The 17,272-nt window shown below is 64.9% G+C and carries 10 protein-coding genes and 1 riboswitch; of the genes, 6 read left to right on the top strand and 4 right to left on the bottom strand.

Going from position 1 to position 17,272, the window contains the following annotated elements:
* Positions 1 to 21 precede the first annotated feature (21 nt).
* From AC1DKR_RS16310 to ilvC, 3 genes are read right to left on the bottom strand one after another with little or no spacing between them, the layout of a single operon-like run.
* Positions 22 to 273 carry an ACT domain-containing protein gene (locus AC1DKR_RS16310; protein ID WP_093817954.1) on the bottom strand — a complete coding sequence of 84 codons (252 nt, stop codon included), beginning with the start codon at positions 271 to 273 and terminating at the stop codon, positions 22 to 24.
* Positions 257 to 1,993 (bottom strand): acetolactate synthase 2 catalytic subunit, encoded by a 1,737-nt coding sequence (ilvG, locus tag AC1DKR_RS16305; protein WP_313251771.1) that lies wholly within the window; start codon positions 1,991 to 1,993, stop codon positions 257 to 259. The genes AC1DKR_RS16310 and ilvG overlap by 17 nt, the downstream gene beginning before the upstream one ends.
* Positions 1,994 to 2,030: 37 nt before the next feature.
* Complete coding sequence (gene ilvC, locus AC1DKR_RS16300; protein WP_025874152.1) at positions 2,031 to 3,005, bottom strand: ketol-acid reductoisomerase; 975 nt, start codon at positions 3,003 to 3,005, stop codon at positions 2,031 to 2,033.
* A gap of 800 nt (positions 3,006 to 3,805) precedes the next feature.
* Between ilvC and ggt the strand changes: the two genes are divergently transcribed.
* Positions 3,806 to 5,467, top strand: coding sequence for a gamma-glutamyltransferase (gene ggt, locus AC1DKR_RS16295; RefSeq protein ID WP_478034031.1), 1,662 nt, complete (start codon positions 3,806 to 3,808; stop codon positions 5,465 to 5,467).
* Positions 5,468 to 6,017: 550 nt separating this feature from the next.
* Here the strand turns inward: ggt and AC1DKR_RS16290 are convergent.
* Positions 6,018 to 7,595: a BCCT family transporter gene (locus AC1DKR_RS16290; RefSeq protein ID WP_223496468.1), complete on the bottom strand. Its 1,578-nt coding sequence runs from the start codon at positions 7,593 to 7,595 to the stop codon at positions 6,018 to 6,020.
* A gap of 245 nt (positions 7,596 to 7,840) precedes the next feature.
* A riboswitch (TPP riboswitch) is annotated at positions 7,841 to 7,942 on the top strand.
* 93 nt (positions 7,943 to 8,035) lie between these two features.
* On the opposite strand from AC1DKR_RS16290, the gene thiC reads away from it, so the two are divergent.
* The 5 genes from thiC to AC1DKR_RS16265 all read left to right on the top strand — a co-directional run bounded on the left by thiC (position 8,036) and on the right by AC1DKR_RS16265 (position 17,190).
* Positions 8,036 to 9,880: a phosphomethylpyrimidine synthase ThiC gene (gene thiC / locus AC1DKR_RS16285; RefSeq protein WP_478033653.1), complete on the top strand. Its 1,845-nt coding sequence runs from the start codon at positions 8,036 to 8,038 to the stop codon at positions 9,878 to 9,880.
* A 101-nt stretch (positions 9,881 to 9,981) separates the two neighbouring features.
* Positions 9,982 to 10,653, top strand: a complete 672-nt coding sequence (locus AC1DKR_RS16280; RefSeq protein ID WP_032976761.1) for an ion channel — start codon at positions 9,982 to 9,984, stop codon at positions 10,651 to 10,653.
* Positions 10,654 to 10,912: 259 nt separating this feature from the next.
* Positions 10,913 to 13,237, top strand: a complete 2,325-nt coding sequence (locus tag AC1DKR_RS16275; protein ID WP_478033651.1) for a winged helix-turn-helix domain-containing protein — start codon at positions 10,913 to 10,915, stop codon at positions 13,235 to 13,237.
* 115 nt (positions 13,238 to 13,352) lie between these two features.
* Positions 13,353 to 14,252, top strand: coding sequence for a helix-turn-helix transcriptional regulator (locus AC1DKR_RS16270; RefSeq protein WP_108266180.1), 900 nt, complete (start codon positions 13,353 to 13,355; stop codon positions 14,250 to 14,252).
* 49 nt (positions 14,253 to 14,301) lie between these two features.
* Positions 14,302 to 17,190: a TonB-dependent receptor gene (locus tag AC1DKR_RS16265; RefSeq protein ID WP_312107186.1), complete on the top strand. Its 2,889-nt coding sequence runs from the start codon at positions 14,302 to 14,304 to the stop codon at positions 17,188 to 17,190.
* The last annotated feature ends 82 nt before the right edge of the window (positions 17,191 to 17,272 follow it).

Raw genomic sequence — 17,272 nt, 5'->3', positions numbered from 1 at the left:
TGTTGCATACGATACGGGCGTTCATGCGGATGCTCCTTCCAGTGCGGTCATCTGCACCGAAACGCAGTCGTAGATCTTCTCCATCTGCCGGCACAGCGTTTCCGGTGGGCGCTGGCTGTCCACCACCAGTTGCAGGTGCCAACGGCCATCATCGGTGGCCACCGGCGCACCGGTGATCGCGCGCGGTGCGAAACCACGGCGTTCGGCCATGCCGATCACGCGCAGCAGCGCGCCCTCGGCCGGTTGCAGCACCAGGTCAAGCCGGTATTGCATTGGGGATCTCCTGGCGTGCATGTGCGGGGTTGCTTTCCAGCATGGTGCTGTTGGCGGTATTGGGCGGCACCAGCGGCCACACGTTCGCGCGTGCATCGATGGCCACGTGCAGCAGGGCCGGGCCGGGTTCGGCCAGCAGCGCGGCCAGACCGCCTTCGACGTCATCACGTGCATCGATACGCGTGGCCGCGATGCCGAACACCTTGGCCAGGGCGACGAAGTCCGGGTTGTCGGACAGATCGATCTCGCTGTAACGCTCGGCAAAGAACAGTTCCTGCCACTGCCGCACCATGCCCAGCGAACTGTTGTCCAGCAGGATGATCTTCACCGGCAGGCGGCAGCGGGCGATGGTCGCCAACTCCTGCACGTTCATCATGAAGCTGCCATCGCCGGAGACCAGCACCACGGTGCGCTCGGGGCAGGCGAACTGCGCGCCCATCGCCGCCGGCAGGCCGAAGCCCATCGTACCCAGCGCACCGCTGGTCAGGTGGTTGCGCGGATGAGTGAAGCGGCAGTGCTGCGCAACCCACATCTGGTGCTGGCCGACGTCGCAGGCCACCACCGTATCGGCCGGCGCCAGTTCGCTCAGGCGCTTCAGCAGCGCCGGCGCGTAGATGTGCTGGCCGGGTGCGTCGTAGCGTGCGGCGAAGCGATCGCGATGCTGTGCGCAGCGCTTGCGCCATGCGTCCTGGTGGGCCTTGGGGGAGGGGAAGGCCGCACGCAGGGCGCGGATGGCGTGGCCGACGTTGCCGGGCACGGCGACATCGGCGCTGCGCAGCTTGGAGATCTCGTACGCATCGGCATCGATGTGCACCACGCGGGCAAACGGTGCGAACTCGGCCAGCTTGCCGGTCGCCCGATCATCGAAGCGCGCACCCAGCACCAGCAGCAGATCGCTTTCCTGCACGGCCATGTTCGCCGCGCGGGTGCCGTGCATGCCCAGCATGCCCAGCGACTGCGGGTGCTGGGGAGGCAGCGCGCCCAGGCCACGCAGGGTCATCACGGTGGGGATGGCGCTGGCTTCGACGAATTCGCGCAGGTCCTGCACGGCATCGCCCAGGGCGATGCCACCACCGGCGTAGACCACCGGCTTCTCGGCCGCCGCCAGAGCCGCGATGGCCTCGGCGATGGCCGCGTCGGCGGGGGCCGGCGGCGGTTCCACATGGGCCGGCACATGCGCCGGCAGGTGGCTGGCATCGGCCAGCTGCACGTCCTTGGGCAGATCGATCAGCACCGGGCCGGGACGGCCTTCGCGGGCGATGCGGAAAGCATCGGCCACCACGCGCGGCAGGTCATCGACGCTGCGCACCAGCCAGCTGTGCTTGACGATCGGCATCGTCAGGCCGAACACGTCCAGTTCCTGGAACGCATCGGTGCCCAGCAGCGGCGTGGCGACCTGGCCGGTGATGCAGACCATCGGCACCGAATCGAGCATCGCATCGGCGATGCCGGTGACCAGGTTCGAGGCGCCCGGCCCGGAGGTCGCCACGCAGACGCCGACCTGGCCACTGGCGCGCGCAAAGCCGTTGGCGGCCAGTGCCGCGCCCTGCTCATGGCGCACCAGGATGTGCTTCAGCGACGAATCCACCAGCGCGTCGTAGAACGGCATGATGGTGCCGCCCGGATAGCCGAACAGCGTACGGACACCCTCGGCCTCCAGCGCCTGGGTCAGCCAGCGCGCGCCGTTGGGCGGCGCGCTGCGGTGTGTGGGAGAGTTCATGGGGGAACCTTGCAGAGCGGGTGGGGGTGCCGCGTTGTTACGCGGCTTGACCTTGCAACCAGACCATCTTGGCGCGCAGTTCCTTGCCTACCTTCTCGATCGGGTGCTCCAGGTCGGCCTGCTTGAACTTGTTGTAGTTCGGCAGGCCCGCTTCGTACTCGGCCACCCAGTTCTTGGTGAAGGTGCCGTCCTGGATGTCCTTCAGCACTTCCTTCATGCGGGCCTTGGTTCCGGCGTCGATCACCCGCGGGCCGCTGACGTAGTCGCCGTACTGCGCGGTCTCGGAGATGAACTCCAGCATCCGCGAGATGCCGCCTTCGTAGAACAGGTCGACGATCAGCTTCAGTTCGTGCAGCACTTCGTAGTAGGCGATTTCCGGCTGGTAACCGGCTTCCACCAGCGTCTCGAAGCCCGCCTGCACCAGTGCCGAAGCGCCGCCGCACAGCACTGCCTGCTCGCCGAACAGATCGGTTTCGGTTTCTTCCTTGAAGGTGGTCTGGATCAGGTTGGCGCGCGCACCACCCAGGCCGGCCGCATAGGCGAGCGCGTACTCGGCGGCCTTGCCGCTCTTGTCCTGGTAGACCGCCCAGATGCATGGCACACCGCGGCCGATTTCATATTCGCGACGGACCAGTGCACCCGGGCCCTTCGGTGCGACCAGCACGACGTCCAGGTCTTCGCGCGGCTTGATCATGTCGAAGTGCACGTTCAGACCATGCGCGAACAGCAGCACCGCGCCCTGCTTCATGTTCGACGCCAGCACGTCCTCGTACAGCTTCTTCTGCACCATGTCCGGGGTCAGCACCGCGACCAGGTCGGCATCCTTCACCGCATCGGCCGGTGCCTTCACGGTGAAGCCATCGGCCTGTGCCTTGACCTCGGTGGGGCCGCCCGGACGCAGGCCTACCACCACATCGAAGCCGGATTCACGCAGGTTCAGCGCGTGCGCGCGGCCCTGGCTGCCGTAGCCGATGACGGCGATCTTGGTCTGGGGCAGTTCGTTGGTGCTCATGGGGGAGGTTCCTTGCGGGTGGGAAGAAAAAAGACGGCCGGCAGTCGAAGCGACGTACCGGCCGGTCAGGGAAAAGTGGGGAGGGCAGCGCCGCGCATCGCACAGGTACTGCCACCACGAGAGTTCGTGGTGCAGCAGGTCCAGGTTGTGGAGGAGGCGGTGGTCATGGTGGTTGCGTCTGAAACCAGGTCCTGAAATGAAAAAACCCGCACCTGGGCGGGTGCGGGTTTTTGAAGAGTTCCGGTGTGTTTGTTGCTTACACGCTGGCTCGTCCCGCACCTGTTGGTTGGGTAATAAGTACGAGCACAAGAATCGAACGCAGCGAGGCGGCGCCGGTATCGGCGGCTTCGATGTGGGTTCGCGGTGGTGTGTTGTGATGCAACATGTGATCGAGAAAACCACAGCCATTTCCGCTGTGTCAACCCTCGCAGCACTATTCCCGTCAGTTTCCGCTGCATGCAGTGCAATCGCTTGTGGCACAAAGATGGTTGCTGCTGAAAGTGTTTCGGTGAACCCGAATTCACTCTTTCCAATGGGTTTTTTGCGCGGATTCCGGCGATACCAGCTGCGCTCGCCGGGTCGTGCAGCGCCCCGTGTGCCGCGGGAAGTTCCGCGCGCATTGCGATGCGTTCGTGGCAATGGCGCCCGAGGCTCCATGAGGCGCCCCATGACCTATGCCCGATGGCCCCCGGTCGCGGTAGCGGCGAAGATCGGGTCACCACCCCTTCCCTCGGAACCTGACCGTGTCCCGACGTCTTGCCCGTTCCCTGCTGGCTGCTGCCGTGCTGGCTGCCGTGCCCATGCTGTCCCAGGCCGCCGACCGCATTACCGGCCACACCTTCGCCACCCGTTCGGAGGTGATCGCCCCGCATGCGATGGCCGCCACCTCGCAGCCGCTGGCTACCCAGATCGCGCTGGACGTGATGAAGGCCGGTGGCTCGGCCGTCGATGCCGCCATTGCTGCCAACGCAGCGCTGGGCCTGATGGAGCCCACCGGCAATGGCGTCGGCGGCGACCTGTTCGCCATCGTGTGGGACCCGAAGACGCAGAAGCTCTACGGCTACAACGGCTCGGGCCGCTCGCCGAAGTCGCTCACCCTGGCCGAGTTCCAGCGCCGGGGCCTGAAGGAGATCCCCGCGACCGGTCCGCTGCCGGTATCGGTGCCGGGCGCGGTTGATGGCTGGTTCGCGCTGCACGAGCGCTTCGGCCGCAAGCCGATGGCCGACAACCTGGCCCCGGCCATCCGCTACGCGCGCGACGGTCATCCCGTTGCCGAAGTGATCGCCTATTACTGGGATCGCTCGGTGCCGAAGCTGTCGCAGTATCCGGGTTTCAAGCAACAGTTCACGATCGATGGCCACGCGCCGCGCAAGGGCGAGATGTGGAAGAACCCCAACCTTGCCGACACCCTGCAGAAGATTGCCGACGGCGGCCGTGATGCCTTCTACAAGGGCGACATCGCCCACACCATCGGCGACTACTTCAAGAAGAACGGCGGCTACCTGAGCTACCAGGACATGGCCGACCATCATGGCGAGTGGGTCGAGCCGGTCAGCAGCAACTACCGCGGCTACGACGTGTGGGAGCTGCCGCCCAACAGCCAGGGCATCGCCGCGCTGCAGATCCTCAACGTACTGGAAGGCTACGACTTCTCGAAGATTCCGTTCGGCTCACCCGAGCACGTGCATCTGTTCGTGGAAGCAAAGAAGCTGGCCTTCGCCGATCGTGCGCGCTTCTACGCCGACATGGCGTTCCAACCGGCGCCGGTACAGAAGCTGATTTCCAAGGAGTACGCCGCGCAGCGTCGCGCGCTGATCTCGATGGACAAGGCGCTGAAGGAAGTGCAGCCGGGTACGCCCAAGCAGCTGGAAGAGGGCGACACGATCTACATGACCGTGGCCGATGCCGACGGCATGATGGTGTCACTGATCCAGTCCAACTACCGTGGCATGGGCAGCGGCATGGCCCCGCCGGGGCTGGGTTTCATCCTGCAGGATCGCGGCGAGATGTTCGTGCTGCAGAAGAACCACCCCAACGGTTACGCACCGGGCAAGCGTCCCTTCCAGACCATCATTCCGGCCTTCGTCACCAAGGGCGGCAAGCCTTATGCAAGCTTCGGCGTGATGGGCGGTGCGATGCAGCCGCAGGGGCACGCACAGATCGTGATGAACCTGGTGGACTTCGGCATGAACCTGCAGGAGGCTGGTGATGCCCCCCGCATCCAGCATGAGGGATCGACCGAGCCGACCGGTCAGGCGACGGCGATGACCGATGGTGGCGAGGTCAATCTGGAAACCGGGTTCCCGTACGAGACCGTGCGGGCGCTGATGCGCAAGGGGCACCGCGTGGTGTTCGCCGATGGTCCGTATGGTGGTTATCAGGCGATCCTGCGTGATCCGGAAACGGGCGTGTATTACGGCGCATCGGAGAGCCGCAAGGATGGGCAGGCGGCGGGCTACTGAGGTTTCCCGGCCAACGGGCTGAGCCCCCTCTGCGGAGGGTTCAGAAGCGGGATCGCTTGCTGGGCCGGGTGGGTGGGCTGTTCGGGGGACGCCGCAAGTACGTCCTTGTAGGCTTGGCAGCCGCATCCATGCGGCTGACACCCCCGCCCAGCCCACCCACCCGGCCTCTGACAGTTTCCTGCGGCCGCCACCGCAGTAAGAGAAAAAAGAAGATCAAAAGCAACAGCAACAGCCGCGTGCTGATGGTTGGGGTCGGATCCGTTTTCCATTGGAAAACGGATCCGACCCCTTCTTGTTTTCCGATACACCTTCATCCACGCATGGCGTAGGTCCACCAACCGTCACCGGGAAATTGTCGGGGGCGGGGCGGTGTGGGTGGGCAGGACCGTTGGCGCCATGGATGGCGCCATCGAGCCCCCAGGGATGGGTTTACGGCGTGTCCTGCCCACCCACACCGCCCCGCCCAACCAGCAACAACCCAGAGCCGCCTTGGCTTCGGCCGTTGCCTTTGCCTGAAAAAAGCGGTGCAGCCGCAGGCTGCAAAACACCCTCAATCCTGATCCTGCGCGCGTGCTGCCTCCGCCTGGGTCTCTTCCTGCGCTGCCATCTCGCGTGCGATCCACGCATCGATCATGCGTCGCTGGCGCTGCGCCTGCCGCCGCTCCCGCGTGTACTCCTGGTCCAGGACCCGGTACAGCGACACCATCACCAGCACCATCAGCAGCGCGAACGGCAACGCGGCAATCGTGATCATGCCCTGCAGCGCATCCAGCCCGCCCGCCAGCAGCAATGCCGCCGCAATCAACGCTACCGCGATGCCCCAGGCCAGCTTGCGCTTCAGCGGCGGATCCCCGGCTTCGTCGGTGGACATGCTGGCCAGTACCAGAACCGCCGAATCGGCCGAGGTCACGAAGAAGATCATCAACAGCACCAACGCCACTGCCGACAGCATCAGCGACGCCGGCAGGCTGTCGAACAGGGTGAACAGCACCGTCTCATAGCCATTGCCCAGCGCCTGCACAAGGTCGGCGTGGCCGAAGATCTGCGCCCACAATGCCGTTCCCCCGAAAACGGCGAACCAGAAGAAGCCCAGCAGGGTCGGTGCCAACACCACGCCGATCACGAACTCGCGCACGCTGCGGCCGCGCGAGATGCGCGCGATGAAGGAACCCACGAACGGGGCCCACGAAATCCACCAGGCCCAGTAGAAGATCGTCCAGTCGGCCACCCACGTGCTGCCGGAGAACGGTGACATGCGCAGGCTCATGGTCACCAACTGGTTGAGGTAGGAACCCAGCGTGGTGGTGAACGTATCGAAGATGAAGCCAGTCGGCCCCAGCACAAGTACGGTCGCGGCCAGCAATGCAGCCAGTGCCAGGTTGAAGTTGGACAGCCACTTCACGCCGCGCTCCACACCGCTGGCGGTCGAGGCCATGTACAGCACGAAGGCAATGGCGATGATGGTCATCTGCACCGGTACAGTCGCCTGCAGGCCAAATACGCGCTCCACGCCTGCAGCGATCTGGATGGTGCCGAAGCCGAGCGTCGTCGCCACGCCGATCGCCGTGGCGACCACCGCCGCGATGTTGACGACACGGCCGATCCAGCCGCGATGGTGGCGGCCGATGATCGGCTGCAGCATATCGCTGACCAGCCCGCGTCCATTGCGGTTGAACTGGAACCAGGCCATCGCCAGGCCGATCAGTGCATAGATCGCCCACGGATGCAGGCCCCAGTGGAAGAACGCATAGCGCATCGATGCACGCGCGGCATCCATGCTCTGCGGTTCAATTCCTTCCGGTGGCTTGGTGAAGTGTGAGATCGGCTCGGCCGCGCCCCAGAACACCAGGCCGATGCCCATGCCGGCAGCGAACAGCATCGACATCCAGCTGGCGCGCGAGAACTCGGGCTCGGCGTCTTCGCCACCGATGCGCAGGTTGCCGAAGCGGCCGAAGGCCAGGTACATCAGGAACACCAGCGCCAGGAATACCACCAGCAGGTACAGCCAACCGACGCTGCGGATAACATCACCCAGCGCCGCCTGCACGACGGTATTGAAGGGGCCGGGCGCGAGGCCGGCGAGCAGCACCAGGGCAAGCACCAGTGCGATGGAAATGCGAAACACCATGAAGGAGCTTCTCCGATCAAGGGATTGAGGGGAGCGAGCGAAAGCTTGCAGGGAGTGGGCCGGCGAAAGTGTGCGCACCGGACAGGTACCGCTATGGCGGCAGGGAAAGCGCCGCGTGCAATGGTGCGGCGCGCGTGCACGTTACTGAATGCGACGTCACGGTTCTGTTAACGCAGGCGCGGTAGATCCGCGCCCTGCGTGGGCGATCGGCCAGGAGACCGAGTGGTTTCTATGCTCTAATGCCCACCAAGAAGCGGGGGTACCGCGGCCTTGTGGCCACGGTTGAGATAGTCCCTTGGAACCTGATCCGGCTCATACCGGCGTAGGGAAGCTTTGCAATGCAGCCGTACCCGGAACCTGCCCAAGGAGCGCCTTGGTGCCGTCCGGGCGCGGGGGCAGTGCGCCGCCGCTTCGTCCCTGACCTTCCTGGACGATGCCCGATGAACGCACAGCTCTCTGCCCTGCAGCAACAGGCCCAGCAACTCTCCGAGTCCGTGACCCGGCCCATACCCGGCTCGCGCAAGATCCACGTGCCCGGCTCGCGCCCGGATCTGCAGGTGCCGATGCGTGAGATCGCGCTGACCCGCACGCCCACCGTGTTCGGTGGCGAAGAGAACGCACCGGTCACCGTCTACGACACCTCCGGCCCATACACCGATCCGGACGAGCGCATCGACCTGTCTGCGGGCCTGCCGGCATTGCGGCGTGGCTGGGTGGAGGAGCGCAACGACACCGAACAGCTCGACGGCCTCAGCTCCTCGTTTGGCCGCGCGCGCGAACATGATCCGAAGCTGGACCCGGTGCGCTTCCCCGCGCGCAGCCTGCCACGTCGCGCGCGGGCCGGCGCCAACGTCACCCAGATGCACTATGCGCGCCGCGGCATCATCACCCCGGAAATGGAATTCGTGGCGATCCGCGAAAACCAGCGACTGGACGCGATCCGCGATGCCGCACTGCTGCAGCAGCATCCCGGTGAATCCTTCGGCGCATCGATCCAGCACATCATCACCCCGGAATTCGTGCGCGAGGAAATCGCCCGCGGCCGTGCGGTGCTGCCCAACAACATCAATCACCCGGAAAGCGAGCCGATGATCATCGGCCGCAACTTCCTCACCAAGATCAATGCCAACATAGGCAACAGCGCGGTGTCCTCGGGTATTGCCGAGGAAGTGGAAAAGCTGGTGTGGGCGATCCGCTGGGGCGGTGACACGGTAATGGACCTGTCCACCGGCAAGCACATCCACGAGACGCGCGAGTGGATCATCCGCAACTCGCCGGTGGCGATCGGTACGGTGCCGATCTACCAGGCGCTGGAGAAGGTCGACGGCCGCGCCGAAGCGCTGACCTGGGAGATCTTCCGCGACACCCTGATCGAACAGGCAGAGCAGGGCGTGGACTACTTCACCATCCATGCCGGTGTGCTGCTGCGCTACGTGCCACTCACCGCCAAGCGGGTTACCGGGATCGTCAGTCGCGGCGGCTCGATCATGGCCAAGTGGTGCTTGGCCCACCACAAGGAAAACTTCCTCTACACGCATTTCGAAGAAATCTGCGAAATCATGAAGGCCTATGACGTGACTTTTTCGCTGGGTGACGGCCTGCGTCCCGGCTGCATTGCCGATGCCAACGATGCGGCGCAGTTCGGCGAGCTGGAAACGCTGGGCGAGTTGACGAAGATTGCCTGGAAGCACGACGTGCAGACCATGATCGAAGGCCCCGGCCATGTGCCGATGCAGCTGATCAAGGAGAACATGGAAAAGCAGCTGCGCGAGTGCGGCGAGGCACCGTTCTACACGCTTGGCCCGCTGACCACCGACATCGCGCCGGGCTACGACCACATCACCAGCGCGATCGGTGCGGCGATGATCGGTTGGTTCGGTACCGCCATGCTCTGCTATGTCACGCCGAAGGAGCATCTGGGCCTGCCCAACCGCCAGGACGTGCGCGACGGCATCATGGCGTATCGCATCGCCGCCCATGCTGCTGATCTGGCCAAGGGGCATCCGGGGGCGCAGGTGCGCGACAACGCGCTGAGCAAGGCACGCTTCGAGTTCCGCTGGGAAGACCAGTTCCACCTCGGCCTGGACCCGGAGAAGGCCAAGGAATTCCACGACGAGACCCTGCCCAAGGACGCGCACAAGCTGGCCCACTTCTGTTCGATGTGCGGCCCGCATTTCTGCTCGATGAAGATCACCCAGGACGTGCGCGAGTACGCAGAGAAGGGCATGCAGGAGAAGTCCGAACAGTTCCGTGCAGCCGGCGCCGAGGTGTACCAGCAGGGCTGATCGCAGAGGGGCAGTGCCGGGTCATGCCCGGCACCGTCCAGTCCCCCATCTCACAGCCTTGCCGTTATCCTCGCCCCAACGTTCCCTGGGGATAAGGAACCATGCCCATTGCCGTAACTACCCGCTGGCTGGCCATCGCCCGCCGTCACCCCTCTGCCTGGCTGCTCGGAGCACAGCTGCTGTCGGTACTGCTGTACCCGGCGTTGGACGAAACTGCTGCCGGGCGCGCGGCAGTGGGCGTATTCGGCATGGCCGTGCTCGGCCTGGCACTGTGGGTGGTGCAGCGCAGCCCGCTGGGGACATGGCTGGCGTTGGTGCTGGCCATCCCAGCGGTGGTGTTTTCCCTTTCGGCGGCCCTGCTCGACCGGCCTGCACTGGGCATCACCGCGCAGCTGCTGGAAAGCCTGCTGTATTTCTACACCGCCGGAGCGCTGATCGCTTACATGCTGCAGGACCACAAAGTGACGCGCGACGAGCTGTTCGCCGCCGGTGCCACGTTCACTCTGCTGGCATGGGCATTCGCTTTTACCTTTGCCGTATGTCAGCAGTGGTATCCGGGCAGTTTCCAGGGCGCCAGTGGCGGCGCGCAGCGCACATGGATGGAGCTGCTTTATCTGAGCTTCAGCTTATTGTCCGGGGTAGGTCTCAGCGACGTCGTGCCACTGCATCCGCAGGCCCGCGCGCTGGTAATGCTGGAGCAGTTTTCCGGCGTCATGTACGTAGCGCTGGTGGTTTCGCGGCTGGTTGGCCTGACCATGCTGAAACGCTTCTGAAAATGAACGCCAGATAAAAATATCGCGCCCAAAAGGGCGCGAATGATGATGCGTATTATGTGAATGCGTCGGCGAGAGAGAGCCTGATGTCGACCACGCGATAGGCGAGGTAACCCGCATAGGCTAATATCCGGAGGCTTCGTTTTTTTTGCGGTATGCGCCGATGCTTTGTGCGGAATCTGGCTTCTTGCTGTGCCAAGGATGGGAAGGGATCGATGGTGAACAGTGTTTGCGGCCTGTTTCAGCCCCATAGCAACGAATGATCAACAGCGAAATCCAGTCGCCTGAATCCGACCGCGTCCGCGTCGGTGAGTGCATCGTTACTTTGTCCTCGCGTGAGGTCGAAGTCGCCGGTGCCCGCCGTACACGCCGTTTGACGCCCAAGTCGCTGGGCGTGCTGCGCATGTTGATGCGGCAGCCGGGGCGGGTGGTGACCCGTGACGAGCTGTTCGCCGAAGTGTGGCCGGACACGCTGCCGACCAACGATGTGCTGACCCAGGCTGTTACCCAGCTGCGCAAGGCGTTCAGCGTCGACGACGACAATGGCCAGGCGTACATCGAGACCATTGCCAAGACCGGCTACCGCCTGCTGGTGCCGGTGCAGCCGTTGCCGGACCACGAGACCGATGCGATGGCTGTTGCAGAGGAATCGTCCGCACCGCAGTCGCCTGCGCCGAACGCCGTGGCCCCCGCAGCCGCGCCCGTGGTTGAACGCGGGAGCCGCCGCTGGCGCCGTCTGCGCCGTCGCCTGCTGCTGGCGCTGGGCGTGGTGATGCTGCTTGCGCTGGTGGTGTTGAGCGTACTGCTGCTGCGCCGCCCGGCGCCGGTGAATTCTCCGGTGGATGCGGCAGTGGAGAACGGCACGCGGGTGATCGGAAGCCCTGAGCGGCCGTATCGATTGATTACCGCGACGGCCGGTTTTGAGACCTATCCCACACTTTCTCCTGATGGATCGCAGGTCGCCTACGAAGGCGCCAACGACGATGGCACCGGCGGCAACGCCATCAAGGTGCAGACCTCCGGCAATGCGCCCGCGCGCCAGCTGCTTTCGCCACCGGCAGGTGCCAGCGACCGCTTCCCGAACTGGTCGCCCGATGGCCGCGAAATCGCCTTCGCCCGCTTTGGTGCCGATGCCAGCTGCCAGGTGCTGATCGCCAGCGCCACCGGCGGCGCCGTGCGCCAGGCCACACGCTGCGACGGCACCGAGCTGCTCAGTTTCGACTGGACGCCCGATGGCCGTGGCCTGGTCTTCGGCAGCATGGTCGGTCGCTATGCCCATCGCGGCATCCGCGTGCTCGATCTGGCCACCGGCCAATGGCGTGCGCTGGAGTACGCTGTCGACGAGGATGATTTCGACTACGCCCCGCGCTATTCCCCGGATGGCCGATGGCTGGTGTTTGTCCGCAACCCTCAGCTGGGCGATCTGTGGCGGATGCCTGCCAGCGGCGGCACGCCCGAGCAGTTGACCACCGAATCGGCCGAACTGCGTGGATGGGCGTGGCTGGGCGACGGTCGGCATATCGTGTTCGGTCGCCGCGTGGACAGCGAAGCACGCCTGTACTACCTCGACGTCGAGCGCCGCACATTGCGCGACGCTGGGCTCGACGATGCGCAGTGGCCGGCAGTGTCCCGCCGCGGCGACATGCTGGCGTTCGTGCATCGGCGCGCGCAGTTCGGGGTGTTCAGGATGCCCGCGCAGGGCGGTGCCGGTGAGCGCCTGTTCGCCTCCAGTGGCCGCGACGGGCAACCGATGGTGGCACCGGATGGGCGGCAACTGGTGTTCAGTTCCGATCGTTCCGGCAGCTTCGCCCTGTGGTGGGCCGACATGCAGCGGCCGGAGTCGCTGCGGCCGATCGAGGGGCTGAAGCCCGAGGCACGGCAGGCGCCCGACTGGTCGGCCGACAGCCGGCATCTGCTGGTGGTGGGCCGCGATGAGCATGGCGAAGCGGTTGTCTACGAGATCGCACCGCGCGATGAACAACTGCATCGCCTTCCGGTTCCCGCCGAGCAGCCATTGCAGGCGTTGTACGGCGCAGACGCGGAGCAGCTGCTGGTGGTTGAACGTGATGCCGACCAGCACACCCGCTTGAGCCTGTTCGACCGCAGCGCGCAGCCGTGGCGGCGGTTGGCCAGCCTGGAAGGCGTATCGCAGGCGCGTTTCGACCGCAGTAGCGGGCGGGTGCTGTTCACCCGGCTGGCAGCCGGTGGACTGTGGTCGGTGGACGCGGCGTTGACGCCTGCCAGCGTGCAGCAGGTCAGTGAGGACCGGCCCAGCCGTTGGCGCTACCGGACCTGGACGGTGGCCGGCAACGGCAGCATCGACTACCTCGGCAGCAGTGCCAGCTGTGGCACGACCCTGGTCCGTATCCAGTCCGGACGCGAAGAAGCGGAGCGTTGCCTGGACGCGCAGCGGCTGAGCGCGGGCAATGGACTCAGCGCCAGTGCCGACGGAAACAGCCTGTACCTGGCCCTGGCCATCAGCGATGGTGCCGACATCGGTGTGATGCGATTGCCCGAACAACCGCCCGCACTGTTCCCGGCATTCTCCAAATTATTGATCTTGAACGAGAAAGGGCCTTCGTAATTTCTTCGTGACGATCTCGCCGCGAATTCGTGGCGATCTCGGCAGTCTTTCCTGACGCGCTGTCACCTCATTTGGCAAAACGGAGGCCTGTACTTGGCAAATCCGTGGTGCCCCTATGCGTCAACTCTCGCTGGCTGATCGTGGCCAAACCGTATCCCTGGACAAGGCGATCGACGATGTCGCGCCGACCTGCATGGGGGTTGCCCGCCTCGGCAGCCTGCAGACCGCCGGCACCAGTTTCAGCGTCTGGATGCAGGTGCGCGGTACCTCCTGGGTGGAAGCCAAGGAAGGGCGCTTCCGGCTTCGCCAGGGCGAGTGGATCGCGTTCGAGAAGGAATCCAGGCCGCTGGTCCAGGCCGGACGCAACGGCTTGTGCGTGGGCATGAACCTGAACGTGGAAGCGCTGCGCGTGCTGACCGAAATGGCCGACTGCGGCCTGTACGCCGGTCGCGGCCTGATGAACCGCGCCGATGCACGCGTGGCATTGCGCCTGTGGCGGGACGCCCTCGCCAGCGGGCAGCCGGCGCAGGCACTGCGTCCGTTGCTGCTGCATCTGGCCGGTCTGCAGCGCAGCCTGGCCGACAACGTACAGCGTTGCCCCGGCCGCTCGCGCAGCCGCAAGCGCCAGGTGTTCGGTCGCATGCAGCGTGCGCGCCTGTATCTGGAAGGCAACAGCCACCGTGTGGTGCGCATCGGCGAACTGGCCGAGCTGACCAACTTCTCCAGCTGGTATCTCTCCAAGACGTTCCAGAGCCTGTACGAGGAAAGCCCGCAGTCGCTTTCGGCACGGTTGCGTCTCGAGCGCGCAGCCGATCTGCTGCGCGACACCGACATGATGGTCGGCGAGGTCGCTGCCGCCAGCGGTTTCGACAACTGCTGCAGCTTCGCGCGCGCCTTCCGCGCCCGCTACGGCCAGTCCGCCTCGCGCTTCCGCGAGAACGACGGACAGCTTCCGCCACACTCCGCAAAGTCTCCGGTTGTGTCGCGCAAATACAGCGCTGCAACGCAATCGTAACGTGCTACGGCGTTTTAACACGCTACTAACACGTACCTTGGAGAGATTGATGAACGTTCGTATTCCCGCAGTGCGGCTCGGCTTGCTGCCGGCCGGCATTGCGCTTGCCTTGGCACCGTCCTTCGCTTCGGCGCAGGACGCAGCTGCCGGCGGCACGACCGACCTGGACCGCATTTCGGTCACCGGTTCGCGCATCCGCCAGGCGAGCATGGAAACCGCGCAGCCGGTGATCGCGCTGCAGCGCGCCGACATTGAAAAGCAGGGCTTCACCAGCGTTGCCGACATCGTGCAGAACCTGTCGGCAACCGGTTCGCCGGCAATCAGCCGCGCCGATGCCCTGACCTCGGGCGAAGAAGTCGGCGGCCAGTACGTCGACCTGCGCAACCTCGGCCCGGAGCGCACCCTGGTGCTGCTGGACGGCAAGCGCATGGGCACCAGCACCGGCGGCTACACCGACCTGGCCTCGATCCCGACCTCGGTCGTGGAACGCATCGAAGTGCTGACCGACGGTGCATCGGCCATCTATGGTTCCGACGCCATCGCCGGCGTGGTCAACATCATCACCCGCAAGAACTTCGACGGCCTGGAAGCCAGCGTCTACGGTGGCCAGTACGGCCAGGGCGACGGCCAGAAGCAGGTCTACAACTTCGTCTACGGCCAGACCGGTGAGCGCGGTTCGATCACCTTCGGCGCCGAGTACAGCAAGGAAGACGAGGTCCAGGCCAAGGATCGCTCCTTCAGCCGCTACCCGAACGGTCGCTTCCATCCGAACCCGACCGCGGACGATGCCAATGGCTGGTCGCCGGCTTCCAACCATGGCGTGCTGATCGACGACATGGGTACCCCGAAGGACGCCAACGACGATATCTGGTACACCCGTGCCAATACCGGTGCCGGCAACGGCATGGGCGACTTCCGTGAGTTCGGCACCGCCGACTACACCAATGCCAGCCAGGAAATGTGGCTGCAGAACAAGCTGACCCGTCGCTCGGTCTTTGCCAACGGCAACTACGACCTGACCGACAACATCCGCGCCACCGCGAACGTGCTGTACACCAAGCGCACCGCGACCTCGCAGATTGCCGGCTACCCGTACCAGTCCGAGGTCTACGGCACCCCGCTGTCGGCCGACAGCATCTACAACCCGCTGGGCAAGGACGCGAACTTCATCCGTCGCACCTCCGAATTCCCGCGCCAGACCGAATCCGAGCAGGAAACCTTCCGCTTCTCGGCCGGCCTGGAGGGTTCGTTCGAGTTCGCTGACAAGTTCTGGGATTGGGACGTGGGCTACGTCTACAACCAGAACAAGGGCGTCAAGACCGGCACCGGCAACCTGTTCATCCCGAACGTGCAGAACGCCGTCGGTCCGTCCTTCATGGACGGCGACGTTGCCCGTTGCGGCACCCCGGGCAAGGTGATCGCTGGTTGCACCCCGTGGAACCCGCTCGCACCGTACGGCTCCACCGGCAACGGTTCGCTGGCTGACCCGGCACTGCAGGCCTACCTGTTCCTGCCGAGCCACGACACCTACACCAACACCACCAAGGCTTACAGCGCCAACATCTCCGGCTCGCTGTTCACGCTGCCGGCCGGTGACCTGGCCATCGCCGCCGGTTACGAGCACCGCCAGGAAAGCGGTGAGTACAACCCGGATGCACTGCTGCAGTCGGGCCTGAGCACCGACCTGGCCGGCGCGCCGACCAAGGGCAGCTACAAGCTCGACGAGTTCTACGTCGAACTGAACGTGCCGGTGCTGGCCGACATGCCGTTCGCCAAGGAACTGTCGCTCGACATGGCTGGTCGCTACTCGGACTACAACACCTTCGGCGACACCATCAACAGCAAGTTCGGCCTGAAGTGGAAGCCGATCGACGACCTGCTGGTGCGTGCGACCTATTCGACGGGCTTCCGCGCGCCGAACATCGCCAACATGTACGGCGGCACCTCGCAGACCTTCGACGCCTACACCGATCCGTGCGACAGCAGCTTCGGTTCGGCTTCGCGCAACCCGTCGGTTGCCGCGGCCTGCGGCGCACGTGGCGTTCCGGCGAACTTCCGCCAGATCACCTCCGGTGGCGCACAGTCGACCGGCCCGGGCACCCAGTCCTACAGCGCCTTCGAATCCGGTTCCAACCCGGAACTGCAGCCGGAAACCTCCAAGACCTGGACCGCTGGCCTGGTCTACAGCCCGAACTTCGTGCAGGGCCTGGACGTCAGCCTGGACTGGTGGAAGATCCGCATCGACAACGTGATCGCCGCCGAGTCGGTGACCTCGATCCTCAACCAGTGCTACGTGCTGGGCGTGGCGTCGGCGTGTGACCGCTTCAGCCGCGGTACCGAAGGCCGCACCGTCAACCAGGTGGTCGACGTTACCCGTACCCTGATCAACGGTGGTTACCAGGAAACCGCAGGTTACGACCTGGGCATCAAGTACCGCCTGCCGGAGTTCTCCTTCGGCAAGATCGTGGTTGACTGGAAGACCACCTACGTCGATTACCTCGAGTACAAGCGCGACAACGAAGCCGAGACTCCGGTCGAGCAGCACACCAGCTGGGCAACCGGCGACTGGGGTGCGAACTTCCGCGTCCGTTCGAACCTGAATGTCGATTGGAGCCTGGGCAACCTGGGCGTCAACTGGGCCGTGCGTTACTACTCGAGCATGAAGGAGCCGTGCTCCTACGACACCGAGTGCAACCTGCCTGACTTCAGCTCGGCCTACACCCTGGGCCAGCCGACCCGCAAGGTCGGTTCGAACACCTTCCACGATGTGCAGGTGCGTTACACCCTGCCGTGGCAGGCCACGGTCTCGGTCGGTGCCAACAACGTGTTCAACCACGAAGGCCCGGTCATGTACAGCCAGCCGAACTCGAGCTTCTCGTACTACGGTGGCTTCGACATCGGTCGCTACTACTACATGAAGTACACCCAGCGCTTCTGATCCATCGAAGCGTGACAGCAGAAAGAGGAGGGCGGGCCGCAAGGTCCGCCTTTCTTGTTTGTGCGGTCGGGCAACGCGGCTG

Source organism: Stenotrophomonas sp. 01N47 (assembly GCF_056399165.1).
Note: the sequence above shows the minus strand (reverse complement) of the source record. Positions and strands in the feature narration are given on the sequence as shown.

What these genes read in the sequence shown, in the direction of transcription:
- thiC (WP_478033653.1), top strand. Translation starts at nt 8,036, where the DNA reads ATGAACGCACAGCTCTCTGCCCTGCAGCAACAGGCCCAGCAACTCTCC.
- AC1DKR_RS16275 (WP_478033651.1), top strand. Translation starts at nt 10,913, where the DNA reads ATGATCAACAGCGAAATCCAGTCGCCTGAATCCGACCGCGTCCGCGTC.
- ilvC (WP_025874152.1), bottom strand. Translation starts at nt 3,005, where the DNA reads ATGAGCACCAACGAACTGCCCCAGACCAAGATCGCCGTCATCGGCTAC.
- AC1DKR_RS16270 (WP_108266180.1), top strand. Translation starts at nt 13,353, where the DNA reads ATGCGTCAACTCTCGCTGGCTGATCGTGGCCAAACCGTATCCCTGGAC.
- AC1DKR_RS16310 (WP_093817954.1), bottom strand. Translation starts at nt 273, where the DNA reads ATGCAATACCGGCTTGACCTGGTGCTGCAACCGGCCGAGGGCGCGCTG.
- ggt (WP_478034031.1), top strand. Translation starts at nt 3,806, where the DNA reads ATGCTGTCCCAGGCCGCCGACCGCATTACCGGCCACACCTTCGCCACC.
- AC1DKR_RS16265 (WP_312107186.1), top strand. Translation starts at nt 14,302, where the DNA reads ATGAACGTTCGTATTCCCGCAGTGCGGCTCGGCTTGCTGCCGGCCGGC.
- ilvG (WP_313251771.1), bottom strand. Translation starts at nt 1,993, where the DNA reads ATGAACTCTCCCACACACCGCAGCGCGCCGCCCAACGGCGCGCGCTGG.
- AC1DKR_RS16280 (WP_032976761.1), top strand. Translation starts at nt 9,982, where the DNA reads ATGCCCATTGCCGTAACTACCCGCTGGCTGGCCATCGCCCGCCGTCAC.
- AC1DKR_RS16290 (WP_223496468.1), bottom strand. Translation starts at nt 7,595, where the DNA reads ATGGTGTTTCGCATTTCCATCGCACTGGTGCTTGCCCTGGTGCTGCTC.